This is a genomic window from Bradyrhizobium shewense (genome assembly GCF_900094605.1).
Taxonomy (GTDB): Bacteria; Pseudomonadota; Alphaproteobacteria; order Rhizobiales; family Xanthobacteraceae; genus Bradyrhizobium; species Bradyrhizobium shewense.
This window is the reverse complement of the sequence record NZ_FMAI01000008.1, coordinates 1-25,654: the sequence shown is the minus strand read 5'-3', so window position 1 is coordinate 25,654 and position 25,654 is coordinate 1. Positions and strand designations below refer to the sequence as shown.

General features: G+C 62.7%; 25 protein-coding genes and 1 tRNA gene. 13 read left to right on the top strand and 13 right to left on the bottom strand.

Annotated elements, in window-relative coordinates:
- The first annotated feature begins 35 nt into the window (after positions 1 to 35).
- On the top strand, positions 36 to 842 hold the full coding sequence (locus GA0061098_RS16830) for a class I SAM-dependent methyltransferase (protein WP_165637411.1): 807 nt from the start codon (positions 36 to 38) through the stop codon (positions 840 to 842).
- Between the two features lie 203 nt (positions 843 to 1,045).
- On the opposite strand, the gene GA0061098_RS16825 is transcribed toward GA0061098_RS16830, so the two are convergent.
- Positions 1,046 to 1,861 (bottom strand): DUF2927 domain-containing protein, encoded by an 816-nt coding sequence (locus GA0061098_RS16825; RefSeq protein WP_091957919.1) that lies wholly within the window; start codon positions 1,859 to 1,861, stop codon positions 1,046 to 1,048.
- A gap of 197 nt (positions 1,862 to 2,058) precedes the next feature.
- Positions 2,059 to 2,637 (bottom strand): L,D-transpeptidase, encoded by a 579-nt coding sequence (locus tag GA0061098_RS16820; RefSeq protein WP_091957915.1) that lies wholly within the window; start codon positions 2,635 to 2,637, stop codon positions 2,059 to 2,061.
- A gap of 262 nt (positions 2,638 to 2,899) precedes the next feature.
- Here GA0061098_RS16820 and GA0061098_RS16815 point away from each other — a divergent pair, with 262 nt between their 5' ends.
- Both GA0061098_RS16815 and GA0061098_RS16810 read left to right on the top strand, forming a co-directional pair.
- The gene (locus GA0061098_RS16815; protein ID WP_091957911.1) at positions 2,900 to 4,447 is read left to right on the top strand and encodes an acetolactate synthase large subunit; all 1,548 of its coding nucleotides are present in this window, start codon (positions 2,900 to 2,902) and stop codon (positions 4,445 to 4,447) included.
- A gap of 181 nt (positions 4,448 to 4,628) precedes the next feature.
- Entirely contained in the window at positions 4,629 to 5,159 is a 531-nt protein-coding gene (locus GA0061098_RS16810; RefSeq protein WP_091957907.1) for a hypothetical protein, read from the top strand.
- Between the two features lie 67 nt (positions 5,160 to 5,226).
- Here the strand turns inward: GA0061098_RS16810 and GA0061098_RS16805 are convergent, their stop codons facing one another.
- On the bottom strand, positions 5,227 to 5,460 hold the full coding sequence (locus GA0061098_RS16805; RefSeq protein ID WP_028140385.1) for a DUF3551 domain-containing protein: 234 nt from the start codon (positions 5,458 to 5,460) through the stop codon (positions 5,227 to 5,229).
- Positions 5,461 to 5,723: 263 nt separating this feature from the next.
- Here GA0061098_RS16805 and GA0061098_RS16800 point away from each other — a divergent pair, with 263 nt between their 5' ends.
- The 3 genes from GA0061098_RS16800 (at position 5,724) to greA (ending at position 7,261) form a co-directional block, all read left to right on the top strand.
- Complete coding sequence (locus GA0061098_RS16800; protein ID WP_091958796.1) at positions 5,724 to 6,059, top strand: hypothetical protein; 336 nt, start codon at positions 5,724 to 5,726, stop codon at positions 6,057 to 6,059.
- Between the two features lie 145 nt (positions 6,060 to 6,204).
- Positions 6,205 to 6,690: a hypothetical protein gene (locus GA0061098_RS16795; RefSeq protein ID WP_091958792.1), complete on the top strand. Its 486-nt coding sequence runs from the start codon at positions 6,205 to 6,207 to the stop codon at positions 6,688 to 6,690.
- 88 nt (positions 6,691 to 6,778) lie between these two features.
- A complete protein-coding gene (gene greA / locus GA0061098_RS16790) occupies positions 6,779 to 7,261 on the top strand; it encodes a transcription elongation factor GreA (RefSeq protein ID WP_091957902.1) in 483 nt (160 codons plus the stop codon).
- Between the two features lie 124 nt (positions 7,262 to 7,385).
- Here the strand turns inward: greA and GA0061098_RS16785 are convergent, their stop codons facing one another.
- The 4 genes from GA0061098_RS16785 to GA0061098_RS16770 form a co-directional block, all read right to left on the bottom strand.
- Positions 7,386 to 8,159 carry an SDR family NAD(P)-dependent oxidoreductase gene (locus tag GA0061098_RS16785; protein ID WP_091957899.1) on the bottom strand — a complete coding sequence of 258 codons (774 nt, stop codon included), beginning with the start codon at positions 8,157 to 8,159 and terminating at the stop codon, positions 7,386 to 7,388.
- 48 nt (positions 8,160 to 8,207) lie between these two features.
- Entirely contained in the window at positions 8,208 to 8,603 is a 396-nt protein-coding gene (locus tag GA0061098_RS16780) for a (R)-mandelonitrile lyase (RefSeq protein WP_201760055.1), read from the bottom strand.
- A 118-nt stretch (positions 8,604 to 8,721) separates the two neighbouring features.
- Complete coding sequence (locus GA0061098_RS16775; protein WP_091957894.1) at positions 8,722 to 9,507, bottom strand: carboxymuconolactone decarboxylase family protein; 786 nt, start codon at positions 9,505 to 9,507, stop codon at positions 8,722 to 8,724.
- The gene (locus tag GA0061098_RS16770; protein WP_245323396.1) at positions 9,504 to 10,709 is read right to left on the bottom strand and encodes an arabinose transporter; all 1,206 of its coding nucleotides are present in this window, start codon (positions 10,707 to 10,709) and stop codon (positions 9,504 to 9,506) included. Before GA0061098_RS16770 ends, GA0061098_RS16775 begins: the two co-directional genes overlap by 4 nt.
- A 99-nt stretch (positions 10,710 to 10,808) precedes the next feature.
- Here GA0061098_RS16770 and GA0061098_RS16765 point away from each other — a divergent pair, with 99 nt between their 5' ends.
- Positions 10,809 to 11,708 (top strand): LysR family transcriptional regulator, encoded by a 900-nt coding sequence (locus tag GA0061098_RS16765; RefSeq protein ID WP_091957886.1) that lies wholly within the window; start codon positions 10,809 to 10,811, stop codon positions 11,706 to 11,708.
- Positions 11,709 to 11,926: 218 nt separating this feature from the next.
- Positions 11,927 to 12,604, top strand: a complete 678-nt coding sequence (locus GA0061098_RS16760) for a hypothetical protein (RefSeq protein WP_091957883.1) — start codon at positions 11,927 to 11,929, stop codon at positions 12,602 to 12,604.
- A gap of 2,107 nt (positions 12,605 to 14,711) precedes the next feature.
- Here the strand turns inward: GA0061098_RS16760 and GA0061098_RS47425 are convergent.
- Both GA0061098_RS47425 and GA0061098_RS16750 read right to left on the bottom strand, forming a co-directional pair.
- Positions 14,712 to 15,080, bottom strand: a complete 369-nt coding sequence (locus GA0061098_RS47425; protein ID WP_430649266.1) for a DUF7662 domain-containing protein — start codon at positions 15,078 to 15,080, stop codon at positions 14,712 to 14,714.
- 157 nt (positions 15,081 to 15,237) lie between these two features.
- Complete coding sequence (locus GA0061098_RS16750; protein ID WP_091957879.1) at positions 15,238 to 15,558, bottom strand: hypothetical protein; 321 nt, start codon at positions 15,556 to 15,558, stop codon at positions 15,238 to 15,240.
- Positions 15,559 to 15,917: 359 nt separating this feature from the next.
- Here GA0061098_RS16750 and GA0061098_RS16745 point away from each other — a divergent pair, with 359 nt between their 5' ends.
- Complete coding sequence (locus GA0061098_RS16745) at positions 15,918 to 19,490, top strand: GAF domain-containing protein (RefSeq protein ID WP_245323394.1); 3,573 nt, start codon at positions 15,918 to 15,920, stop codon at positions 19,488 to 19,490.
- Between the two features lie 75 nt (positions 19,491 to 19,565).
- On the top strand, positions 19,566 to 20,402 hold the full coding sequence (locus GA0061098_RS16740; protein WP_091957873.1) for a universal stress protein: 837 nt from the start codon (positions 19,566 to 19,568) through the stop codon (positions 20,400 to 20,402).
- Positions 20,403 to 20,582: 180 nt separating this feature from the next.
- Here GA0061098_RS16740 and GA0061098_RS16735 read toward each other — a convergent pair.
- The 3 genes from GA0061098_RS16735 to GA0061098_RS16725 form a co-directional block, all read right to left on the bottom strand.
- Positions 20,583 to 20,657, bottom strand: a tRNA-Val gene (locus GA0061098_RS16735).
- 161 nt (positions 20,658 to 20,818) lie between these two features.
- Positions 20,819 to 22,111 carry a coiled-coil domain-containing protein gene (locus GA0061098_RS16730; RefSeq protein ID WP_091957870.1) on the bottom strand — a complete coding sequence of 431 codons (1,293 nt, stop codon included), beginning with the start codon at positions 22,109 to 22,111 and terminating at the stop codon, positions 20,819 to 20,821.
- Positions 22,112 to 22,232: 121 nt separating this feature from the next.
- The gene (locus GA0061098_RS16725; RefSeq protein ID WP_018322430.1) at positions 22,233 to 22,838 is read right to left on the bottom strand and encodes a DUF1134 domain-containing protein; all 606 of its coding nucleotides are present in this window, start codon (positions 22,836 to 22,838) and stop codon (positions 22,233 to 22,235) included.
- A 139-nt stretch (positions 22,839 to 22,977) separates the two neighbouring features.
- Here GA0061098_RS16725 and GA0061098_RS16720 point away from each other — a divergent pair, with 139 nt between their 5' ends.
- Positions 22,978 to 23,463, top strand: coding sequence for a YHS domain-containing (seleno)protein (locus GA0061098_RS16720; RefSeq protein WP_091957866.1), 486 nt, complete (start codon positions 22,978 to 22,980; stop codon positions 23,461 to 23,463).
- A gap of 6 nt (positions 23,464 to 23,469) precedes the next feature.
- Here GA0061098_RS16720 and GA0061098_RS16715 read toward each other — a convergent pair whose 3' ends face one another.
- Positions 23,470 to 24,252, bottom strand: coding sequence for a 3'(2'),5'-bisphosphate nucleotidase CysQ family protein (locus tag GA0061098_RS16715; protein WP_091958786.1), 783 nt, complete (start codon positions 24,250 to 24,252; stop codon positions 23,470 to 23,472).
- A gap of 230 nt (positions 24,253 to 24,482) precedes the next feature.
- Here GA0061098_RS16715 and chpT point away from each other — a divergent pair, with 230 nt between their 5' ends.
- Positions 24,483 to 25,136 (top strand): histidine phosphotransferase ChpT, encoded by a 654-nt coding sequence (gene chpT, locus GA0061098_RS16710; RefSeq protein ID WP_165637410.1) that lies wholly within the window; start codon positions 24,483 to 24,485, stop codon positions 25,134 to 25,136.
- A gap of 197 nt (positions 25,137 to 25,333) precedes the next feature.
- A partial coding sequence (locus tag GA0061098_RS16705; RefSeq protein WP_208610655.1) for an Hpt domain-containing protein occupies positions 25,334 to 25,654 on the top strand: 321 nt, incomplete at its 3' end.

Here is a 25,654-nt window from a genome sequence, read left to right as displayed (position 1 = left end):
TCATGAAGATCGACCTCGAGCAAAGGGAGAGTTCCATGACTGCGCAGGACCCGTTTGCAGCTTTCAAGGCAGTCCAGAAGGAAGCCTGGTCGCTATTCACGCCGATGGAGGTCTTCACGACACCCAGCGCGGCCAGGCTCGCAAATTTTGCCGGCGTTGCCGCCGGTCAGCGGCTGCTCGACGTCGGCTGCGGCACCGGCGTTGTCGCGATCACGGCGGCGCGCCGCGGTGCGAAGGTCAGGGGTCTCGACCTGTCGCCGGTCCTGATTGAACGCGCCCGCGAGCATGCGCAATTGATGAACCTCGATGTCGACTTCAAGGACGGCGACGCCGAAAGCCTGCCTTATGGCGACAACGAGTTCGACGTGGTGCTCAGCCAGTTCGGCCACATGTTCGCGCCGCGTCCGGACGTCGCGATCGGCGAGATGCTGCGCGTGCTGAAGCCCGGCGGCACCATCGCCTTCTCCACCTGGCCGCCGCATCTGTATGTCGGGCGGATGTTCGCGCTGATTGGCCGCCATCTGCCTCCGCCCGAGGGCGTGGCATCGCCGGTGTTGTGGGGCGATCCGAAGATCGTCGCCGAGCGTCTCGCGGGGAAAACGAAGGATCTCTCCTTCGAGATGGACATGATGACGCCGTCCGCCCTCAGCCCGCAGCATTTCCGCCGCACCATGGAAACGACGATCGGGCCTTTGATCAAGCTCGTCGCCCAGTACAAGGACGAGCCGGACAAGCTCAAGAGCTTCCGAGCCGAGTTCGAGGCGCTGATCTCGGAATATTTCGACCCCGGACACAACGTGATGCGCCAGCAGTTCCTGATGTCGAAGGCAAGGAAGGTGTGAGGCTGAAGCGATAAGCCGCCGCGATCGCACGTGCTTTTCCTTCTCCCCTTGTGGGAGAAGGTGGCGCGAAGCGCCGGATGAGGGGTCTCTCTCCGCGTACTCAATGAAATTGCACTTGCGGAGAGAGACCCCTCACCCGTCTCGCCGCTATGCGGCGAGCCACCCTCTCCCACAAGGGGAGAGGGTGCAGCGAGCATGCGCCTTCACTCCTTCAGATCATTCACCTGCTTGACCCAGGTGCGCACGTCGGCGAGCACGGCGGGCAGCACCGCCTTGACCTCGGCCACGGTCATGCCGGGCTTGATGCGGGGATCGTACAGCAGATTGAGGATGTACTGGTCGTAGACGTCGAAATAGCCCATCGAGACGTTGTCGTTGAACATGGTCCACGGCACGCTCGCGGTGTCGTTGATGGGCCCGAGCGATTGCAGCAGCTCCTCATAGGCGCAGTCGAGGAAGACGAAATCGCCGTTGTCGACGGTGAGGATGACGTCGGAATGCTCGATCTCGTAGTTGTCGTTCTTGCGGAAGCCGGACAGGCATTGCGGGTCGAGCGAGGTGCGGATCTCGCGCGCCTTCTCGGCGCCGTAGAAGCTGGAGATGGTGCGGAAGAGGTCGCGGTCGCGCACCAGCTTCACCCGCACATTGGCCGCTTCGGCGGTCGCGATCATGGCGATGTCGAGATGCTGCACGCGATGGGCGATGTCGGCCACGACCTTGCCGAGCTGTGTCTTGCGGTCGGTGCGGTCGCTCTCGGCGTATACGCGCACCGGCCCGTCGAATTTGCGGATGCGGTCGACGCGGCCGGCGAGGTGATATTCGGCGCCGAACGCCGTCTTCAGGAAGCCCTCGACGATCTCGCCGTCCGTAAAATTCTTCTTCTCGGAGCGCTGGCGCGAGGAGATAGCGGGCAATTCGCCGGCCACCGCCGTGGCCGCGGGGGCAGGCGCGCATGTGAGCGCGGCGAGCGCCAGCAGGGCGATGCGAAGGGCAGCCGAGGACAGATTCAATGCGCTCATCGTCGTGCGACGCTGCCGTATTCACGTCGCGCGCACAAGACCGCAGATTCACGCGGCCTGCGGGTTCCCGGCTGTGGCTGTTGGGTCAGCGGCGTAGGGTGGGCAAAGGCGCGAAAGCGCCGTGCCCACCATCGCGCCGCAATCACGGTCAGTGGTGGGCACGCCTCCGGCTTTGCCCACCCTACGGAAGCGTGCGTCTAGTTGTTCAACACCACCACCGTGGTACCGACCGAGACGCGGCCGTAGAGATCGCTGACGTCGTCATTGGTCATGCGGAAGCAGCCGGACGAGACGGCCTGGCCGATCGTCTCAGGCTCGTTGGAGCCGTGGATGCGGTAGAGCGTCGAGCCCAGATACATCGCGCGCGCGCCGAGCGGATTCTCGACGCCGCCCTTCATGTGGCGCGGCAGGTCCGGCCGGCGAGCCAGCATCTGCGATGGCGGCGTCCAGTCCGGCCATTCCTTCTTAGCGGTGATCCTGTGGACCCCGCCCCAGCGGAAGCCGTCGCGGCCGACGCCGATGCCGTAGCGCAGCGCCTGGCCGTTCTGCAGCACCAGATACAGCCGCCGCTCGCTGGTGTTCACCACGATCGTGCCGGGGGCGTAATTGCCGTTATACATGACGGTGGTGCGGGGGACCGGGTTGGCACCGGAACGGAAGAAGTTCGGGCCGCCGCCCATGATGTCGCGCGAGTCGAACTCTTCGGCGAACGCGCCGCCCGCCATGGCCGACAGTAGTGCGATGGCGGCAATCGGCGCGGCAAAAAACCGGATCATTGTTTCCCCCAGCAAAAAATCGATTCAACAAAGGTCACAGGCCATATTTGCGGGCTTTTCGCAAGCCACGGCCCCGTGAGGGACATCATCCAGCAGAGGCGTTATCAAATCGGCAACCATGCCGGCTTGCCGAAAACCGTTAGCCAAACCGGCGTATCGCCGCGCGGGGCAGGGCCGCGATGCCGGCTATTGCTTTGACGGGACGAGCGAACAATGATTGATCGGACGGATCTTTGGACATGGCCGGTTGCGGGAGCTTGGGATGAACGGTGCGGAAAGCCTGGTGCGGACGATGGTCAAGGGTGGGGTGGATGTCTGCTTCACCAACCCAGGCACCTCCGAGATGCATTTTGTCGCAGCGCTCGACCGCGTCCCGGGCATGCGCTGCGTGCTCGGCCTGTTCGAGGGCGTGGTGACGGGCGCGGCCGACGGCTACTATCGCATGAAGGGTACGCCGGCCTCGACCCTGCTGCATCTCGGCCCTGGCCTCGCCAACGGTCTTGCCAACCTGCACAACGCCAAGAAGGCCAATTCCGGCATCGTCAACATCGTCGGCCAGCATGCCGTCTATCACATCGACTACAACGCGCCGCTGACCTCCGACATCGAGGGGTTGGCCCGGCCGATGTCGTCCTGGGTCCGGACCTCGCCGAACTCCAAATCGGTGGCCGCCGACGGCGCCGCCGCGATCGCCGCCGCCAAGAGCGCGCCGGGGCAGATCGCAACCCTGATCCTGCCCGCCGACACCGCCTGGAACGAGGCCGACGGCATCGCCGAAGTCCCAGACGAGCAGCAGCGCGCCAGCTATTCGCCGCAGGCGGTCGAGCGGGCCGCGAAGATCCTGCACGGTGACGGCGAGGGCACGCTGCTCCTGATGACCGGCAGCGCCTTGAGCGAGCAGGGCCTGGCGCTGGCCGAGCGCATCGCCGCCAAGACCGGCTGTACCGTGATGGGCCCGACCTTCCGCCCGAAGATGGCGCGCGGCCGCGGCCGCTTCTCGATCGACCGCATTCACTACGTCATCGAGAACGCGCTGCCGATGCTGGCCAAGTTCCGTCACATCGTGCTGGTCGAGTCCGACGATCCCGTGGCGTTCTTCGCCTATCCGAACAAGCCGAGCATGCTCAAGCCTGAGGGCTGCGAGGTGCATCGCATGACTGCGTGGGGCGAGAATTCGGTCGCAGCCCTCGAAGCGCTCGCCGGCGCCGTCAAGGCCAGCGCCAAGGACGTCAAGCCGCATGCGGTGCAGGAGCTGATCAAGCCGACCGGCGAGCTCACCTTCGCCTCGATCGCGCAGGCGATCGCCTGTGCGATCCCCGAGAACGCGATCATGGTCGACGAATCCCTCACCACAGGCCGCGGCTTCTTCCCGCCGACGGCGGCCGCAGCGCCGCATGACTGGCTGCAGAACATGGGCGGTTCGATCGGCTTCTCGACGCCGCTGTCGATCGGCGCCGCGATCGCCTGCCCGGACCGCAAGGTCATCACCATGGTCGGTGACGGCAGCGCAATGTACACGATCCAATCGCTGTGGACGCAAGCCCGCGAGAACCTCAACATCGTTACCATCGTGTTCGCCAACCGCATCTACCAGATCCTGCGCGGCGAGTTCGACAATGTCGGTGCCGGCGAGCCCGGCCAGCGCGCCAACGACATGCTCCGGCTCGACCGTCCGACGCTGGATTTCGTCGCGCTGGCCAAAGGCATGGGCGTGCCCGGCCGCGCCGTCACCAATGCCGACGAGTTCAACAAGGCGCTGGCCGAAGCCGTCGCCGAGCCGGGGCCGCGGCTGATCGAAGTCCAGATGTAGGTCTGGCTGATCGCGCCGCGAGTTCAGGCCCTCATCCTGAGGAGCCCGCGTAAGCGGGCGTCTCGAAGGATGCTTGCAGGTGGGATACGGGCCTTCGTGGTTCGAGACGCGCGTTCCGCGCTCCTCACCATGAGGGTCTGACAGCGGCGCAACTGAGTGCGCGTGATGGGCCGGGGGCAACATGCAGACCGAGCTGAACAAGGTGATCGCGGCGCTCCGGGACTTCTACGCCCACGAGGGCTTCCTGTTCGAGAAGGACATCGGCGAGCGCGCGGTCACGCACCGCTTCGCCGTGCATCTGGAGAAGCAGTTCTCCGGCTGGTCGGTCGACTGCAATTTCGACCGGCTCGGCGAGCGCACGCTACATCTGCCGCACGGCACCATCATCTCGACCGACGACCATCTGGGCAAGTCGATCTACCCCGACGTCGTCGTGCATCAGCGCGAGATCCCGAACAATCTGCTCACGGTGGAGATCCGCAAGGCGAGCAATCACACCCCGCTTGAGCACGACCAGCACAAGCTGCGGGCGCTGACCGATGTGCATGTCTGGTTTCCCTACTGGATCGGCGTGCTGCTCGTGCTGGACAAGCATCATGTGACGATGTCGGAGGTGTATGTCAGCGCCGCAATCGATCAGCCGCTCTCGCTCTGGTTCGCCACGCGGCTCGAGGAAAGCGGATTGGGAGCCGGCACGCAGAGGTCAGGCTAATCGTTGCCACATAATAGGTGCTCTCCCTCTCCCACTTGCGGGAGAGGGAGTCTCACCACCTACGTCATCAGTAATGATACGGCTGCGAGTACGCGTAGCGCGGGTTGATGCCGCAATAGGCCGATGTGCCGGAAGCGGTCGCCGCACATTGCTGATAGCTCGCGAACTGGCAGTTGCCGGGATAGCCCCAGTTGCGGCCCTGCAGGCAGTACCTGTCGCTTCCGGCCTGGGCCGGGGCCGCCGACAACGATGCGGCGATCAAGGTTGCGAACGATGCAAGCGTGAGGATGGTGCGGCGCATTTCAATCTCCTTCAATGGTACGGTGGAACGGCCGTGTCTTGGTCGGCGTTCCCGTGGCCCGTCTGACGCGGGGTCATGCTGTGTTGGTCTCCGCGACGCCGGATGCGTTCGAAGCGAGGTACATCGTGACGCAGCCGGCGGCTTGCACTGTGATCTCGGCCACAGTTCGCGCACGGGTTCCGACCTATCCTCGGCGAACTTGCACGCCTCGATCCCGTGGGACTAGGCTTGCCTCATTCGGATCAAGGCATTTGGAGGTTCTGATGCAAAAGTCATATTTGCTGGCCGCGACAGCGGCGTTCGCGCTCATCATGCAGACGTCGCTCGCGCTGGCCCAGACCGCGCCGGCTGCCGGCGGAACCGCGGCGCCTGCGGCGACAACCACTGCGCCGGCCACGACGGCGGCGCCGAGCGCAACCACCGACACTTCCAGCCAGCCGACCGACTCCAAGAAGAGCGCGTCGAAGAAGCCGGTGAAGAAGAAGATGACGCGGCAGCAGGAAATCGACCACTCCGTCGATAGCGGCACCGTGCCCGCGCGCTATCGCAGTTCGGTGCCCAAGCAGTACCAGCAATATATTCCGTTCGATAAGCGGTGACGGATCGCACAGCGGCGCGACGTGATCAGCCGTCGCGCCGCCGGTGTCTGCCCAGACGGGCGCTGGCCGGGCGGCTGCCGACCTCACATCCCCGGTGGCGGTCTGCGAGCGCAGTGCTAGAGTAGGCCGAAGCTTGGGGGGAATGATGAGTGACGACGTGAAGGATGCTGGCCTTGTGGCCATGATCAGTAGCATCCTTGGAGGCAACAAGCGCGCAGACAGTGTTGCACCGCCGCCGCTTACCGAGGGTCCGCCGACAGTGCCGTCGAACGGAGCGGACGCGGTCGCGGCGCCCGTCCCCGAGGCGACGTCGACCGGGCAGGAGGATGCGCCCGCCGCTGTGCCGGCCACTGTGGAACCGGTCGAGCCGCCTGCGAAAATCGCCACGACGCGGGATGGCAAGCAGCTGTTGCCGGCAGAAGCGATCGCCGATCTCGTGCTAGGCGAGCTGCGCAAGCTGGAGAATTTCCCGGCGACCGGCGCCTCGGTCACGGTCTACGGTTACAGGCACTGGAACGCCATGATCACTTTCGCGCCGTTCTCGACCAATTTCCAGAATGCGACGCGGTTCCGCCAGGCCATGCCGGACCTCGTCTTCAAGCTCCGTCGTTTCGTCGAACTTGAGATATAGATAAAGCGTTATCAAGCGAAGTGGATACCGGTTCGCGTGAAGAAAACGCGTCAAAATAAAGACGCGAGAGCTCGACAGGATATTTGAATTGAGCGTCGCCTTTACCAAGGAAGAAAGCGCCGAAACCGCGTCCGAGACGCTGTTGCCGGATCGCCCGATCTCACCGCATCCCAACCTCGTGACGGAAGCAGGCCTGCTTGCGTTGCAGACGCAGCTTCAGCAAGCCCGCGAGGCCTATGAAGCCGCGCAGGCCATCGAGGACGTCAACGAAAAGCGCCGGCAGTCGGCGGTGCCGTTGCGCGACACCCGCTACCTGACCGAACGCTTGCGCACCGCGCAGCTCGTTCCCAACCCGACCTCGACCGAAACGGTCGCCTTCGGCAGCACCGTGACCTTCAGCCGCACCGACGGCCGCGTGCAGACCTATCGCATCGTCGGCGAGGACGAAGCCGACCCCAAGGCCGGCTCGATCTCGTTCGTCGCGCCGGTCGCGCGGTCGCTGATGGGGAAAGCGGTGGGTGACGTCGTGGGCGCGGGCGCGCAGGAGATCGAGATTCTGTCGATCGGGTAGGGGCGGAGCCCGTATTGGTCTGCCGAAAGCATGATCCGGAAAAGTGCGAAGCGGTTTTCCGGAAAGATCATGCGCAAACAACAACCTAAAGCGCGAAGATGATTCATCCAAATCGCATCGCGCTTTAAGTCTGCGGAAGCGGAACTCCGGTCAGCCTGCCCAATCTTTCGATGAGTGCGTCCTGAAAATCCGGATCGGTCGCCTCCCTGGCCGGCTCCTCCCGCCGGAGATGATGCCAGTAGCGCCCGCTGACCAGGGCGGCGGGCTCCTCGCTCACCGCGAGCCAGGCTTGGGTCTGTTGTCCGGTGTGGAGATCGACCGGGGCGCCCGAACCACCCATCTTGGTGCGTACCCATCCGGGATCGACGGCGTTGCTCAGGACTTTGGGCCAGCGTCGTGCCAGACCGAACGCCAGCGCGACAACGTGCAGCTTGCTCTCGGCATAGGCCTTGGCCGAATCCCAGTCCCGCTGTGTCCAATCGAGGTCGTCGAGCGAGCCCTCTCCACCGCGGTGCAATCCGCTGCTGAGATACACCAATCGGTCGGGCCGCTCGATCAGGGCGGTCAGCATGTACGGCGCAAGCGTGTTGATGGCCAGGGTTTCGGCATGGCCCTCCGGCGTCGCGCCACGGTCCGGCCGCGTGTAGACGCCGGCGTTGTGGATGATCGTGTCCATGCGACCGATCGCGTTGACTTGGTCGGCGATGCTTCTTGCATCTGCGGCACTGCGGAGATCGCCGACCACGATCCCGGCGCAACGCGACGCGAACTCGCCGATATCGGCGGCGCGATCCGCCGCCCGCGCGTGCAGCACCACGCGGTGACCTTGATCAACGAGCGATTGCGCCGCCGCCCGGCCGAGGCCGTCCGTGCTGCCGGTGATGAAGATGATCGCCATGCGCTGCTTCTCCCGATGTCTCAGAACGCACTCTACAGCGCCCGTCCGTTACTTCCGATATTGTTCGTCGCTCACTTTCTCCATCCAGTCCACGTTCCTGCCGCCGGAGGATTCCTGGATGGCAATATGGGTCATCGCCGTCGTCGGCGAGGCGCCATGCCAATGCTTCAGTCCCGGCGGAAACCACACGACGTCGCCCGGCCGGATCTCCTCGATGTCTCCACCTTCGCGCTGAACCCAACCCAGTCCCGCGGTGACGATGAGCGTCTGTCCGAGCGGATGCGTGTGCCAGGCGGTGCGGGCACCCGGCTCGAAGGTAACCTGGCCTGCGCCCACCCGAGCCGGATCAGGGGCCTGGAACAGCGGGTCGATGCGTACCGTGCCGGTGAACCAGTCCTGCGGTCCCTTCTGGGACGGGCGCGATCCGTTTCGCTTGATGTCGATGTCCATGTGCGTCTCCTGTGCTTCCGACGCGCGCGCCTGCGCGCGGCGAATTCCGATGACAACGGCGGCGCTGCCGCCAATGAGCACGTCCCTGCGCCTGATCACGGCATGTCTCCGCTCAGCGCGGCCGCTTTTCGACGACGTCCTTGATCACCGGCGCCGCGGAGAATGCGTTGGGCCAGCCGGCGTAGAAGGCGAGATGGCCGAGCACCTCGCCGGCTTCCTCCCGCGTCAACCCGTTATCCATCGCGCGGTTCAAATGATAGGTGATCTGCGCGACCTGACCGGTCGCGATGAGAGCGCTCACAGTCACGACGCTGCGGTCGCGCGGTGCCAGCGCCGGCCTCAGCCAGAGATCGCGGAACAGCACGTCGGTCGTGTACTGGACGAGGCTTGGCGTGATCTGCCCGAACTGCTCGCCGACGCGGGTCGCCCGCTGCTTCTCCGCGGCTTCGTCGAGCGGCAGTTGCGGCCCAGAGGCCGGCGGGAGCTGATCGGCCCCGATGTTGCGGCTCTTGAAGACGTCGCGCGCCGCCGGGATCGCATCCACCGCGTTCGCCCAGCCGGTGTAGAAGGCGAGGTGCGTGATGATCTCCGATATCTCCGCCGGCTTCACCCCGTTGTCGAGCGCGCGTGCGAGATAGTCCGGCAGCTCCACGGTCTGGTTGCGCGCGATCAGCGCCGCGACCGTGACGATGCTGCGGTCTCGCGGCGAAAGACCCGGGCGCTTCCAGAGATCGCCGATGACGAACTTTTGCGCGTAGGCTTCGAGCGCCGGCGCAACGGCGCGGATGTCTTCCGATGTCGACATGGGATTTGCTCCTTTGACGGCTGCCGTGCCCGCGGCGGCCGGGCCGCCCGCGATTAGCCAGAATGACAACAAGGTGGTTGCGAGCGGTCTCATTGCGGATGTCCTTCGACGGTGAACGGGTGCGCCAGCAGCCACCAGGCGACCAGCGCGGCGCAGAGCACGGTGACGGCGCTTGCGAGAAACAAAACGTTCAGCCTTGCTCCGGTCGCGATCAATCCAAGCGCGGGGCTGGCGATCCCCTGCGCCAGGTCGAGAAAGGCGGTGTAGGCGCCCATGGCCAGGCCGCGATTCTGCACGGGAACGCGGCGCACGGCCTCGACGCCGAAGCCGGGATAGATCAGCGAGAAGCCGAACCCGGTGAGCGCGGCACCGGCCAGTGCCATCTCGGGTCGTGCCGCAAGCCAGATCAGGGCCTGCCCGGCGGCTTCGACCAGGGCACAGAGAAGCGCAATCCTGGCGCCGCCGATCGCATCGGCCAGATGACTGAAGAAGACGCGCGCCAGGATGAAGGCGAGGGCATAGGCCGTGTAAGCAAGCCATCCATTGGCCCATCCCCGGCTGGCAAACAGCAAGGCGACGAACGTCGTCACCGCGCCGAAGCCGACGCTGCCGAGGGCCGATCCGAGGCCCGGCACCCATACCGCGCCGAGCACTTTGGCGAACGACAAGCGCACTTGCTGCACCGGCGCCACCGCGGGAAGCTGCACCACGAACAGCAGAGCCAGCAGCGGCGCTGCCGTGGTCGCGAGCGCGATCGCGGCAAAGCCGTAGGCGGCGTAAAGCGCTGAGCCTGCCGGCGCGCCGATGGCGAAGGCAGCGAACATCGCCGAACCGACCCAGGCGATGACCTTGCCGGTGTTGCCGCTCTCGACGAGGACCAGCCCCCAACTGACCGCGGCCGTGATGATGAAGCTCTCGGCGGCGCCGAGCAGGCCGCGGCCCAGCAGCAGAATGGTCACCGAGGCCAGTGGAGCCTCAGTGAAGCCGAGCGAGAGCAGGTAGAACAGCCCGGACGCCGCGGCCGCGATGAGGCCGGCAATGACACCGCGCTTCGCCCCGCTCCTGTCCGAGACGTGGCCGGCCCATGGCCGCGAGACCAGGGATGCCGCGAACTGGCTGCCGGCGACCAGGCCGACCACGAACGTGCCGAACCCCAATCCGTCGTGCACATGAAGCGGAAGCACGGGCATCGCCATGCCGATGACGAGGAAGGCTGCGAAGACAACCGCCATGATCGGCAGCAAATTCGCAGTGACGCGAAGCAAGGCGACGGGCTGCATGGCTGTCACTGGCATGCTGATTCAGGGCTCCTGGTGGCTGCTCCGAACCTAGGACCTTCGCCGTGCCTTGATTAGGTGATAGATTTCGAATGAAGTTATTAGGGTGACTAATCAATGCATCGGGACGACGCGAGCGACCTTCTTGCCTTCCTGGCCGTGGCGCGGGAGCGCAACTTCACGCGCGCGGCGGCGAAGCTTGGCATGACTCAGTCCGCGCTGAGCCAGATCATCCGGAATCTGGAGGAGCGGCTGGGTGTCAGGCTGCTCAATCGAACGACGCGGAGCGTCACGCCGACCCAGGCCGGCGAGCGGCTGTTCCAGAGCATCGGTCCCAAGTTCACCGAGATGGACAGCGATCTCGCTGCCCTCGGCGAGTTTCGCGAAAAGCCTGCCGGAACCGTTCGGCTGACCGCGACGGAATATGCCGCCAGCGAAATCCTGCTACCGGCGCTGGGAAAGCTCCTGCCGAAATACCCCGACATCCATGTCGAGATCATCATCGACTACGGGCTCACCAATATCGTCGCGCAGCAGGTCGATGCGGGCATCCGTCCCGGCGAGCTTGTCGCCAAGGATATGATCGCCGTGCGCGTCAGCCCCGATCTCCGGATGGCCGTCGTCGGCTCTCCGTCCTATTTCGCCGACCGCAAGCGCCCGAAGACGCCGCAGGATCTGACCCAGCATAATTGCCTCAATCTGCGTCTGCCCACGCACGGCGGCAGCCTGTATGCTTGGGAATTCGAGAAGAACGGGCGGGAGCTCAATGTGCGGGTGGAGGGCCAGCTCGTGTTCAACAGCGCGGGGCTTCTCTTGAACGGAGCGTTGAAGGGCCTCGGCCTTGCCTACCTCACCGAGGGGCATGTGCAGCCGTATTTGTCAGAGGGACGTCTTGTCCGCGTGCTCTCGGATTGGTGTCCGCCGTTCTCGGGATACCATCTCTACTATGCCAGCCGGCGCCAGCCTTCCCCGGCCTTCTCGCTGCTGGTGGAGGCGCTGCGATACCGCGCCAAGTAGAACGGCAAGTCGAATCGGCAAAGTCGAACGGAATGACCGCGTCCGGCACTTCAGGCGCGCAGAACATGGAGATTTGATCGATTGCATGGGGTGTGCAGGGTGAGGCGAGGATTGCAGGAGCAATCCCATTCGCCTAAAGCATGAGCCATGCGTTTCCGTTGTCTTGTCCTGATATCGATGATCTCCGCCGTGTCCGCGAAACAAAGCCCGATGGTTGGATGAGACGGTTTCTGTCGGGAGCGTTGCCGTTCTACGCGCTGGCTGTACTGGCCGTGTGCATGTACCTCGTCCTGTACAGGACGAACCTTTTCGATCTGAACGCCATCGTCCATGGCGCGACCGGGTCGTCATGGTTTCTGGTCTTCATGTTCGTCTGCGTGCTGCTGGAGGCGGTCTTCCCGTATTTCGGCTATTTTCCCGGAACCGCCCTCATTCTGATGTCCGTGGCGCTCAATCCAAAGTCGGCGGATGCTTCCGTCTTTGTGGTGGCGTGGCTCGCCATCATCCTGGGCGCCGTCTTGAGTTACGGACAGGCTCGTTTCTTCAGGCCGTTCCTGCAGCGGGTGGCCTCGAAGGCGGCCCTGCGCCGATGCGAGTCCCTGTTCGACGCCTATGGCGCTTACGCGCGCATTGCCTTGTTCGTTCATCCCAACGCCTGCGCGATGTATTTCACGGCGCTCGGACTTCTCGGCCGCAGCCTGACGCGAGAGCTCGCCTATCTCTGCGTGGGTGCAGCCGCCGCTGTGGGCATCCTGTTCGTAATCGTGACCAGACTGGTGTCGTCGGTAGGCCCCACTGATGATGGGGAATTGCAGCTGCTGCTCTCGGCAGCGCTGGCCGCCATGGGGACGCTTGTTGGTCTCTACGCGGCCTGGCGGCCGGAGCGGGTCGCCTGAAGCTTGCTCCGTCTTACACCTCCGGCAGCTCAACACCCGTCAACTTGTGTGCATGGGGTTGTTTTCGACATTTTGAGGCAGCTCGAAGGACCGCTGGCGGGCGCCGTGATCGCCTGCGATCGACAGCTTCAGGGCGACGGCGCTGATCTAGCCACACCTTACTAATGCGCCTCTACCCGCCAAGCTTAGTGCAATACGCGAGCGGCTTCTGCTAGCCGGACTTTCTCTCTGAGGCCCTCGATATCCTCTATTGCCTTAAGCAATCTCACCAACTCGGAAACTATGTGTGCCAGAGTAGGCCTTTGCGGTTTTGAGGTTCGAGATTTCTGTTTCATCGCGAAACGGCTCCCTGCCAGGTCCGGTGAAGATAGGCCGGGATTGGCAAGGACCGTGCCAGCGAAGCGCAAACCGGCATTTCAGGCAAGAGAGCGTGCAGGAGGCAAGCGAAAGGGTTATCTGGCCGGTGCCCCTTTCCATCCATACGACTGGTGTGCGATCTGGCCAGTGATGTCGGCGTCCTTTTCGTCAGAGAGGCGCCAAGCCGCCACTCCGAAGCAGATGGTTAGAACCACGGCTGTCGTTAGCAGCAGTATCGATAGAAACTGGCTCACGCCTACACCCCCTGAATGCGACGCATGAGCGAGCGACCACGGAACGTCGATTCGGAAAATGCAGATGCATTGACCTATTAGCAGAGTATCCCCAGGTATGCACGAATGCGCAATTAACCTTGGTTGCAGTTGCTATCCCTTCCAGTCGCGAGATTGTATCATGCTCCGACCGAACAGCGGAGTGCCGATCCATGGTTAGGAAAGCAGCCGCTTAAGAACGCACCCTCGAACCTATCCGCGGCCCGGGGCCAAAGTGCAGATGGGACCATTCGTTGCTGGCGCGAACCGCGTCGAGAACGTTGCGGACTTCGCATCCCGCGTTGCCGAAAGAGCGGCCGAAACTAACGATGAAGATCCGATCGTTGCTAGCGCTACGAGCACTACCCCGAAAACTAGGCTGCGCATTTAAATCTCCCTCAATTATCTCAGCATCGGACCGCGTTGTTTCAGCACCGCTTCGTTTGGCCGCCAAAATGGCTTCGTGCACGCGACCGTGAAGTGTGGATTGCTGTTTTGCTCTGGCCCAAAGTCTCTCTAAGCCGAAGCAGAGCCCAGCCGGCCTCAGCCGCCCAGACTGCTCTGAGAACGCGCGCTCGATCTCAGTCAGGCCCACGGCTGCTCTTCGAGGACAGTTCGATGAGCCTTAACGCCTTCCGCATCGGGATGGGACAAACCCGTCAGTGGACCGAGAGCGCTCACAAGCCCGATGACTATGCGGACGAGCCCGACGATGATCGATAGGACAGGTGAGCTGAACGAACGGCCGGAAATGCAGCGGCCCCGGCACCCGTTCGCTGAGGCCGCTTTTATTTGCTCGGTAAGCGGAACGACTTTCCCAATTCCGAGTCGAATCCAAGCTCCCGACAAGTCCCCAGATCAAAAGCCCCCGTCGGGAGCAAACCTTCCCCAAGGTTGGCGACCTCGGCCCCCAAACCGAGGTCGTTTGTCGTAAGCGTGGAAAAAGGCGTCGGCAAGGCGTGTGCGGGTAACGCACATCGCGCGCTTCTTGCGGTTCACTTTGAATGCGCTGGTTGCAGTCGCGTAAGAGCGGAATTAAATAGACACCTAATTTCTATGGCAAAGTGCTTTTAATTCAGTCATTTAAAGCTGAATGTCGCGGCAGAGACTTTCGGCTCCCGTGCCATGATTGCCGCAGCAGGAAGGTTAAAGATCATATCAACCGTTTCCGGTAAGCTTTGGGCTTGACCGGCGCATAATGCGAGTTCCCATTTAAATCTCCAGTTCGAGATGAGTCGGGATTTGCCGTGGGTATTTACTTGCTCTCGCTCGCGGCGTGCGTTGTCGGGGTTCTTCTATTCTTGGCATTCCATCGATAGGGTCGACAACGGACGCAACAGTTACATTGAATCCTCAACCCAAGCCGAAATTAATAATTTTGGCCGGTTGTTTTTGACTGTGCACATTTGCTCGCGTTCAATTCCAAAGGTTGGAGGCGAACGTGTTTTTGAACTGGGTCCTCGTTATCCTTATCGGCGTCAGCGTTGCGGTCCTGATAGCCCACGCGATTGACGCGATGCGTTCCTGACGTGCGCTCTTGGTGATGGTCTCTGATGGACCTTGCCGGTACGGGCGGGGCGCAGCCCAACGCGGTGAAGTTCTTCAAGGTCGATGAACTCCACAGCTCGCTGTCTTAGTGAAACCCTGGCCGCAAAGCCGGCATGAAGCCAAGCCATAGATTGCGTGTGACCAGCTTTGCGCAAACTGTTTCCCCACCAGGCATTGAACTTGTACGCTGACGGCGGCAACGGTCTGCCGAGAATTGCTTCAATTTCCGGGAACGTGAGCCGAATCGTTTGCGCCCCTCTGCGCTGTAGCTCTTCCCGTAATGGATCGTAAACGGACATAACATTCGGCTCGTCGCGTTGGCCCGTAGGCGTCCCTGCCATGCTCCGGGTATCTGGTGCAGCTGATTGATCGCTCCGCTTCGCTCGAGCACGAGCTGGCTCGCATCACCAGATTCAATTGCTCCTGGATCAGCGACGATAGCGCAGCGAGTGTCGATTAGTGCACTTTTTGCTCGAGGTCTCTCAGTAGCGAGTGCAGAAAGTCGCTGGCATGGTCATATCTGGCATGGTCATATTGAGCATTGCCGTTCGTGATTTGACGGACGCACGGGCTCACCACGCGACCAACAGTTTCAGGGCCGAGTAGCTCAACTCTGTCCGACCACTGCAGCAGTAAGGCATCGGGTATATCTTCTGCGGATCCGAACAGCTTCACGAGCCAATGTTCGCCCTCGGCCTTATGGTGGTGATGTGCCTTCGCTGTATAGAAAGCAAACAGCCCACGGAAAGCATCGCGGGAAACGGCAGGTTTTCCCATCGGAGCATCCTTTAAGAAATCAAATACCTAATAAAAAGCAAGTCTGAAGCATTGGTGCAGAAAAAGCTAGCAAAATTAAATCACCCGTATCTCGCATTAAGAGATCGGAGGAGTGCAAAATCAGCCGCCTCAATAGCCGCACTTGGATCCAGCGATCTGCCATCATTTGGACCAAAGCAGCGCGACTCGTGGAGCTCGCTGCTTCGGCGGATCGCGGAGGCGAATTGACGCGTAGCCGATCGAAAATCAACTAACGATACGTCTGGTCGGAAGCACCTGATGGTGGAATAGTTCCCGACGCTTTCCTTGATTGGATTTTGACGTCGGCCGCGAACCGGCTGGCGACCTGGATTTTCATCATGGCCGCGCTTCCTCAGGACGTTGTGGCGGACTTGCAGCAGGAGAACGCGCGGCTCCTGGCCGAATTGCGCGCCGCACAAGATCGCGAGACCGCCACCGCGGACATCCTCAAAATCATTGCCAGTTCGCCATCGGAGGTGAAGCCGGTATTCGATGCAATCGCGAGGCGCGCCAATGCCCTGCTCGGCGGCTTTTCGACGACCGTATTCCGCTTCATCGACGGCACTGCCCATTTGGCGGCCTTCACGCCGACGAATTCTGCCGCCGACCGAGCTTTGCAGCAGATGTTTCCGCGGCCGATTGCCGATTTCGAGATTTTTGAAAGGACGCGGGCCGGTAAGGTGGTGCCGACCCCCGATACCGAAGCGCTGACAAACGACATCAAATTCATCGCGCGCGCCCGCGGCTTTCGCAGCATGTTGTTCGTTCCGCTCGCGACCGGCGGCGTGGTGATCGGTATGATCAGCGTCACGCGGGTCGAGCCGGGTGCCTTCGCTCCGCATCATGTGCAACTTCTGCAGACTTTCGCCGATCAGGCCGTTATCGCCATTGAGAATGCGCGGCTGTTCGATGAGGTGCAGGCGCGCACTGACGACTTGCGGGAATCGCTGCAGCAGCAGACGGCGACCGCCGATGTGTTGAAGGTCATCAGCCGCTCCGCGTTTGATTTGCAAACGGTTCTCGACACGCTCACGGAATCGGCGGCGTGGCTGTGTGGCGCCGACATGGCGGCAATCGTCCGGCAGGACACTGACGGCGCCTACTATCATGCAACTCGGTACAATTTCTCGCCCGAGTGGGCCGAGGTCTCGGCGGGCATTCGACTCAATGCTGGACGCGGCAGCGTCGTTGGGCGCGTCCTGCTGTCCGGCAAGGCTGTCCAGATCCAGGATGTCCTGGCCGATCCCGAATACGCTTATCCCGAGCAGCAGAGGGCCGGCGGCTACCGGACCCTCCTGGGCGTACCTTTGCTTCGATCCGGAGAAACGATCGGCGTGCTGTTCCTGGGCCGCAAGGCCGTGAACTCGTTCACGGACAAGCAGATCGACCTGGTCTCCACTTTCGCCGATCAGGCCGTGATCGCGATTGAGAATGTCCGGCTGTTCGATGAGGTCCAAGCGAAGACGCGCGATCTCGCCGAATCGCTCCAGCAGCAAACCGCGACTGCCGATGTGCTGAAGGTGATCAGCCGCTCGACCTTCGATCTGCAGACGGTGCTCAACACGCTGGTCGATTCGGCGGCACGGCTGTGCGAAGCGGAGATGGCATTCATCATGCGTCGCGAGGGCGATGAATACCAAGCCGGCGCAGCGGTGGGGTTTTCCGAGGAATACATCGAGTTTCTGCAGGGTCACCCGATTACGCCCGGCCGGAGCACGGTTACAGGTCGGGCCGTACTCGAGCGCCGTCCAGTGCAGATCCTCGACGTCGCTGCTGATCCCGAATACGGCCTGCACGAGTCCATCACCATGGCTGGTCAGCGCACGGCGCTCGGTGTTCCCCTGCTGCGTGAGAATGAGCCGATCGGCGCGCTCGTAATCGCTCGCAAGCGCGTGCAGCCCTTCACGGAAAAACAGATCGAGCTGGTCGCCACATTTGCCGACCAGGCCGTGATCGCCATCGAGAATGTACGGCTGTTCGAACAATTGCAGACCAGAACGCGAGATCTGTCTGAGGCGCTGACGTACCAGACCGGCGGCGCCAATATCTTGCGGGTTATCGCTTCCTCGCCGACCGAGGTCGGTCCGGTGCTCAAGGCGATCGTGGAAAGCGCATGCGGACTTTGCGAGGCATATGATGCGCTGGTGGTTCTGAGGGACGGCGACGACATCGTCATCCAGGCCCATCATGGACAAGTTCCCGTGGTGTGGAGCCGGCGGGCGATCAGTGTCAAATCGCCCACCGGCCGGGCGATTATCGACCGTCGCACCGTTCATGTGCACGACCTGCTCGGGCCCGAAGGCGAGGAGTTCCCGACCGGACGCGAATATGCGCTTCGCTCAAACGTTCGGACCGTTCTGAGCGTGCCGCTGTTGCGCGATGACGAGAGCATGGGTGCGATCGTGCTTCGTCGCACGGAGGTTCGTCCATTTGGCGAGAAGCAGATCACCCTGCTTCAGACTTTCGCAGATCAAGCTGTCATCGCCATCGGCAACGTGCGTCTGTTCGAACAATTGAATGAATCGTTGGAGCGGCAGACGGCAACGTCGGAGGTGCTGGAAATCATAAGCGCTTCATCGGGCGCATTGACTCCGGTCTTCCACAAGATGCTGGAGAACGCGACGCGAATTTGCGGGGCCGGCTTCGGCACCATGAATCTCTACGAGGATGGCGGCTTTCGCACGGTCGCACTGCACAACGCGCCGCAAGCTTATGTTGATACCCGGCTATACCAGAGCATCCGCCCACATCCGGCGAGCGGGCTAGGCACCGTCGAGAAAACTCATCAGACGGTTCATATCGACGATATCAGGACTCAGCCGCCCTACGTCGAAGGCAACCCGAACGTTCGCGCGCTTGCCGACCTTGCCGGCGCACGGACCCTCGTCATCGTGCCCATGCTCAAGGAAGATGAGCTGATTGGCACCATCACGATCTTTCGCCAGGAAGTTAGACCCTTCACTGACAAGCAGATCGAGCTCGTGTCCAATTTCGCACACCAGGGCGTGATCGCAATCGAGAATGCACGCCTGCTGAACGAGCTGCGCGAGCGCACTATGGAACTGTCCCAATCGCTCGAGGAATTGCGAAATGCGCAGGATCGGTTGATCCAGACCGAGAAGCTTGCCTCGCTCGGGCAACTCACCGCCGGCATTGCGCATGAGATCAAGAATCCGCTCAATTTCGTCAACAATTTTGCTGCGCTTTCCTCCGAACTCATCGAAGAACTCGGCGACGCGCTGCGCTCAGCCGGACTCGGCGAGGCAGCAAGGCTGGACATCGACGTGCTGATACACATGCTACAAGGCAATTTGGAAAAGATCGTGCAGCACGGAACGCGCGCCGATTCCATTGTCAAGAATATGCTTCTGCACTCCCGCGAAGGGTCTGGCGAACGCCGCGCGGCCGATATCAACGCCATCCTCGAGGAAAGCCTCAACCTTGCTTATCACGGAGCGCGCGCCGAGAAAGCAGGCTTCAATATCACGCTCGAAAGGAACCTCGATCCGTCTGCGGGGGCGCTCGATCTGTATCCGCAGGAAATCACGCGGGTGTTCCTCAATCTCGTTTCAAATGGCTTCTACGCGGCGAGCAAACAAAAGGACGCCGCCGGCGACGGCTTCGAGCCAAGGCTGCGCGCGACGACGACGAATCTCGGCGGCGCCGTCGAGATCCGGATTCGCGACAATGGCGCCGGCATCCCGGCCGACGTGAGAGAGAAAATATTCAACCCATTCTTCACAACCAAGCCCGCAGGCGAAGGAACTGGCCTTGGCCTTTCAATCTGCCACGACATCATCGTGAAACAGCACGGCGGCAGCATCGAAGTCGATACCGAGCCCGGCGATTATACGGAATTCATCATCAGGCTGCCGCGTAGGCTGGCGGCACACCGGAACGACGCGACGTGAAATTATCGTAGGCATCAATTCAAGCGAAACTAGGAATCCTGCGTCGATATTCACTGCAAACACCGGAGGTCGAAAATGAAGACGCTCTTGGTCCCGCTTCAAAATATTCCGATGATGACATCCACGCTCGATGTCGCCGTACGCCTCGCGCATCGTACCGGCGCCTATATCGAAGGCTTTCCGCTCCGGTTCGGCATCCCTCAATATCTGGCCGCGGAATTGGCCACCGGCATTCTGTTAGATTCGTATGAAGTGAAGAGCGAAGCCGAATTGAACGACATGCGTGACTTTTTCGAAGCATTTATGCTGAAGCACGATGTTCCTCGATCCGCTGGATTGGGTCGACCATGTTTCGGCTGGCTGGAGACCGCCCCTGAGGGCGAAGATTTTGTCGGAAGCTATGGGCGCGCTTTCGATCTGATCGTGATGGCACGGTCTGACATTGATGCTGCGGGCCCTCACCGTCGCGCGATTGAGTCCGCGCTGTTTGAGAGCGGCAGGCCCGTTCTACTTGTGCCATCGAATGCACCAAGAAGCGTCGCAACAAACATTATGATCCATTGGAACGGTAGTACCGAGCAAGCTCGGGCAAACGCATTTGCCATGCCGTTGCTTCGTCTGGCCGAAAAGGTATCGGTCCTAACCGTCGTTGGCGGCCAAGCGGTACCAGGACCGTCTGCCGATCAGATCGTCCAGCAACTGCGGTACAATGACATTGCAGCGCAGTCGAGAACGGTTGAACTGGAGGATCGCGACACCGGAGAGGCAGTCCTCGATGCCGTTAGAGCTGAGGGCTGCGACCTCTTGATCAAGGGAGCCTTCACCCGCACCCGGTTGCGGCAAATGATATTCGGCGGGGCGACCAGCTATATCATGGAGCATGCGGATCTGCCTGTTCTGATGGCTCATTAGAGCCGCTCGCCTTTCTTCAGATCATGCAACCCAAACCAGGATTCGGAAAAGGCGTAACCCATTGATATGGCTGGTGCCGGCTACTGTGCATGGGGTTGTTTTCGACATTTTTGATACGGGCGGTCCCGCCGCCGTGAGGCCAGGGCGTCGTCCGCAACCGGCAGCGGTCAGGAAAATGAATGGTGGGCGCACAAGGGATCGAACCTTGGACCTCTCCCGTGTGAAGGGAACGCTCTCCCGCTGAGCTATGCGCCCGGGACCATCATGCAGACGGCCGGACCTGTTCGGCCGGCCGGCGCATCGGAGCCCGCGATTTAGAAGTGCGGGCTTGAGGTGTCAAGTTTCCAGGGGCCGCGGGGGCGGAAAACCTTGGGCTCAGTCGCGCAAATTCGCGACCGAGGCCGGATTCGGGCCGCTTACGCGCCCTGCTGGCGGGCGCGGGAGGCGTGGGCCTGCAGCGCCCGGATCCGCTCGGCCAGCGTTCCGCCGCCCTCGGGCAGGCTCGGCGCGCCATTGTTCGCGGCGTCGTTGGCCGGGCGCGGCGCCGGCTTCGGCGGCTGGCCGGCCTCGGCCGCCAGCAGCGCCTCGATCGGCGAGTTCGGGCCTTCGAGCTGCATCGCGAGTTTTGCCACTTCGGCGGCGATGTCGTTGATGCGCTCGCGGAGCAGCGCGTTCTCCATGCGCTCGGTCGCCCAGGAGCTTTCCGCCTGCTGCTGGATCGCGTTGATGTCGCGCTGGAGCTTTGCGCGCTCGTCGCGGGCGGTGCGCAGCTGCTCCTCCAGCGCGGTCTTCTCCGCGCGCAACGCTTGAACGGCGGCCGAGGATTTGCCGCCGCTCAAGGCCGCGATCTCGACCCGCAGCTCCTTGATGGTGCGCTCATCGCCCTCATGGGCCTGGCGGAGCTGGTTGTTCTCATAGTCGCGCTCGGCGAGCAGCTTGCCCTGCGTGGCGAGGCGACCTTCGAGGTCGGCGACGCGGCCCGACAGCATCTCGGCTTCTTTCACCTGTCCGATCAGCTGGCGATCGAGCTCGGTGACGCGCTGGCTCAGGTTCTCGACCCGGCCGCGGGCATCGCCGAGCTCGCGCGAGGCGGTCTCGGATTCGGTGCGCTCCTGCGCGAGGCGCGCTTGCGTGGCGGCAAATTCCTTCTCGGCATCCCCGACGCGGTTCTTCAATTCCTCGATCTGGGCGCGCACCGCGACCAGCTCGACCTGGCGGCTCTCTGCCATCATCGAGCGGTCGGACAGTTCGGAGTTGATCTTGGCGAGCTCGCCCTGCTTGTCGGTCAGCGCGTTCTCGGCGGCGCGCAAGGCTTCGGTCTTGGCGTTGAATTCCTCTTCGGTGGCGCGGAGCTGCTCCTTCACCGCCTTTTCGCGCGCCTCCAGCGCGAAGATCGTGGCGTTCTTCTCGCCAAGTTCGATCTTCATGCGGTTGATGGCGTCGCTCTTCTTGCCGAGCTCGGCGAGCTGGCTCGTGGTCTTGTTCTTGAGCTGATCGACGCTCATCTCGAGCCGCCGCGCCGACATGGCGAATTCGGCGCGGAGCTGGTCCTTGTCGGCCTGGATCTCGGCCATCGACAGCGGCGTTGCGGCCTCCAACCGGCGCGTGGTCAGGCGCACGGCGCGGTTATGCACCAGCGGCACGATCGCGAGCCCGCACAGCATCGAAAGCAGGAAACCGATCGCCAGGTACATGATCGGTTCGACCATGGGGCAGAACTCCCAAGCTTAAGGAAAAATTCACCAACGACCATGCCATGGCGACCCGGCAAAAAGCCAGCCCCGGCCTGTCGTTAACCTTGATCCGTAAGCCCGATGGGAGAGGAAAACCCTAGAATGGGTTCCAGGTCGCACGCGGCGTGTATTTGAGATAGCCGATATTGGCGCCTAGCCTGAGGCCGAGCCCGGAGCGGATCGGCACCAGCACGATGTTGTTGGCGGTGAGCGCCGTCATGCCGAAGCCGCCGATGATGTAGGCCGAGCCGTCGAGGCCGGCGAAGCGTTGGTAGATCGCGTTGGTGGCGGGCAGGTTATAGACCAGCGTCATGGTGCGCGCGCCGTCGCCGCCCCAGTCGAAACCGAGCGAGGGGCCCTGCCAGTAGACGCGCAAGTCTCCGGCATTCTTGGTGTAGAGCGTGCCTTCGCCATAGCGCAGGCCGGCGACGAATGCGCCGGAACCTTCCTCACCCAGGATATAGCCGTTGGGCAGGCCCCATTGGCTGATCGCCTTCTCGATGATGGAGGCGAGCCCGCGCGAGACGTTGCCGAAGAAACGGTGCCCGGCGCCGACGAGCTCGTCCGGCCCGTAGGTGCTGGGCGTCGGGGTCCGCTGCGGCGGCGGCAGATTGGGCGGCGGCGCCTGCTGGGCCGAGGCCGGCACGATCCAGCCGACCATCGCGGCAAGCGCGAGCGCAGCAAGGCGTGATGCGAAAGTCATAAAAGAACCCCTGGTACCGAAACCGGTCGCTTCCTTAACCTGACGCCAACAGGCGAGGCTCTAGGTTGCGCCGGATGTCCCCTCGACTCGGATGTTATCCGCAGCAACTATGACGGCACAACGGCAGGAAGATAGCCCTTTGCGCCCCGGAATTGCCTTGATCGGCCTCCTCGTTTGGCTGCTGCCGGGCATATGGCTCACCGGCCCGATCAGCTCGGCCGGGGCCGCCACCACCGAGCGGGTCGTGGTCAACCGCTTCACCGGCGTCGCCATCGAAGGGTTCGACCCCGTCGCTTATTTCGTCGCGGGGGCGGCCATGCGGGGCACGGCGGAGTTCGAGGCGAACCTATGGGGCGCGGTCTGGCGCTTCCGCAACGAGGGTAACCGCGCCTCCTTCCTGGCCCATCCCGAAATCTATGGCCCGCAATTCGGCGGCTACGACCCCGCCGACATCGCCCGCGGGGTGACCGTCGCCGGCAATCCCCGTTTCTTCGCGATCGTGGCGCAGCGCCTCTATCTGTTCAGCCGGGAAGCCAACCGCGACGCCTTCGCCGCCAATCCCGAGCGGTTCCTCTATGAAGTCGGCAAGCGCTGGCCCGCCCTTCAGGACAAGCTCGGTCAGTAGCAGCCTTCAGAGTCTTGCCGCCTGCGGGTCGCCCCAGGCGATGAACTCCGGGATGATGAAGCCGCTGGCGTGCCGCTCGCCGAAGCGGAGCTCGCCGCCCTTGCCGTCGGTCACCTTGCCGCCGGCCGCGGTCACGACCGCGGAGCCGGCCCCGACGTCCCATTCACAAGTGGGCCCGAAGCGGGGGTAGATGTCGGCGCTGCCTTCCGCGATCCGACCGAATTTCACCGCCGAGCCGACCGTCCGCCTGACGGCGTTGGGCCTGTTATCGATGAACGCTTCGCTCCTGGGATCGCCATGCGAGCGGCTCACCGCCGCGATCCAGGGCTCGCCTTGCGCCGGTAGCTTGCGGGTGTGGATCGGCTCGGCCACGCCGATGGTAGCGCCGTCAAAGCTCACGCGCTCGGCGCCGCGGCCGACGATGCCGCGCCAGAGCAGGCCGAGCGCAGGCGCGCTGACGATGCCCAGCAGCGGCACGCCTGATGTCACCAAAGCGAGGTTGACGGTGAACTCGTCCCGGCCGGCGACGAACTCCTTGGTGCCGTCGAGCGGGTCGATCAGGAAGAAGCTGCCATCAAACGATGGCGAGGCGAGCTCGGTCCGCTCTTCCGAAAGGGTCGGAACGTCGCCCGCAAGCTGGGCCAGGCCGTCCGCGATGATATGGTCGGCGGCAAGATCCGCCTCGGTTACCGGCGAGCCGTCCTGCTTGCCGTCGATCCGCATCGCCACCCGGTTGACGCTGAGGATCGCCTCGCCCGCCTTCACCACCAGCGCGGTGAGCGGCTCCATCAACCGGGATGCGGCCTCGGCGTCGATGATCCTCACCTGTGTGCCTCATTCGTCAGCAAGTCTCGCCCCTCTCAGTTGATTCGCCTGCAGCGCTTTATGGCCGCTTCGAACCTATCGCAAGCTAGCTGCCACGGGCTGGCGAATGTTAGAACCCGCAGCATCCGTCAAGCATGCGTGATTCGCGGCGTCCAGCGCCGTGCAATTTCAGGAACCCTCCAGGACCCCTTTATATGTCTGACGCCTCGTCGCCCGCGACCGCTACTGCTCCCGATATGCTCGAACTCGCAGCGCTGCTGTGCTCGCGGGTCTGTCACGATCTCATCAGCCCCGTCGGCGCCATCGTCAACGGGCTCGAAGTGCTCGACGACGATCCCAAGCCGGAAGACCGCGAATTCGCGCTCGACCTGATTCGAAAGAGCGCCAAGACCGCCTCCGCCCGGCTCCAGTTCTGCCGTCTCGCCTTCGGGGCCGCCGGCTCCTCCGGCGCGCAAATCGATCTCGGCGATGCCCAGACCATGGCGCGCGGCCACATCGAGGATGGCAAGTGCTCGATCACCTGGAATCTGCCGCGGCTCCTGCTGCCGAAGAATCGCGTCAAGCTGCTGCTCAACATGCTGGTCGTGTCCCAGCACACGATCCCGCGCGGCGGCATGCTGACGATCGACCCGATCGGCGAGGGCGAAACGATGAGCTTTCGCATCACTGCGACCGGACATAATGCGCGCCTGCCGCAGAACATCTCCGAGTTGCTGAGCGGCGAGCGCGGCCCTGCCGCGGATGCGCATGCGATCCAGCCTTATTATACGCGGCTGCTGGCGCAGGCCTGCGGGCTCACCGTGACGCTCAAGCCGGAAGGCGAAGCCATCATCATTATCGCTTCGTAAACGCGCGCAGCGCGCTCGGCATCTTAATCAAATCTTTACGAGGCGCTTCGGCTTGTCCGGAGCGCCTTATCTCTTTGTTGGTTCCGTTCTTTTGCACATACTCAACCAATATTAAACGCTTTGCGGTGAAGCTGGCCCCATTCCGAATAGGCGCATCACAATTCGTGCGTGCCCGCCCTGTATGAAGGCCTGTTTTCATGGATGATCTGTTGCGGGAGTTTTTGACGGAGACCAGCGAGAGCCTGGACACCGTCGACAACCAGTTGGTGAAGTTCGAGCAGGAGCCGAACAACGCCAAGATCCTGGATAACATCTTCCGCCTGGTCCACACCATCAAGGGCACCTGCGGCTTCCTCGGATTGCCGCGGCTTGAAGCGCTGGCGCATGCCGGCGAGACGTTGATGGGCAAATTCCGTGACGGCATGCCGGTGACCGGGCAGGCGGTGACGGTGATCCTGTCCTCGATCGACCGCATCAAGGAAATCCTCGCAGGCCTCGAAGCCACCGAAGCCGAGCCG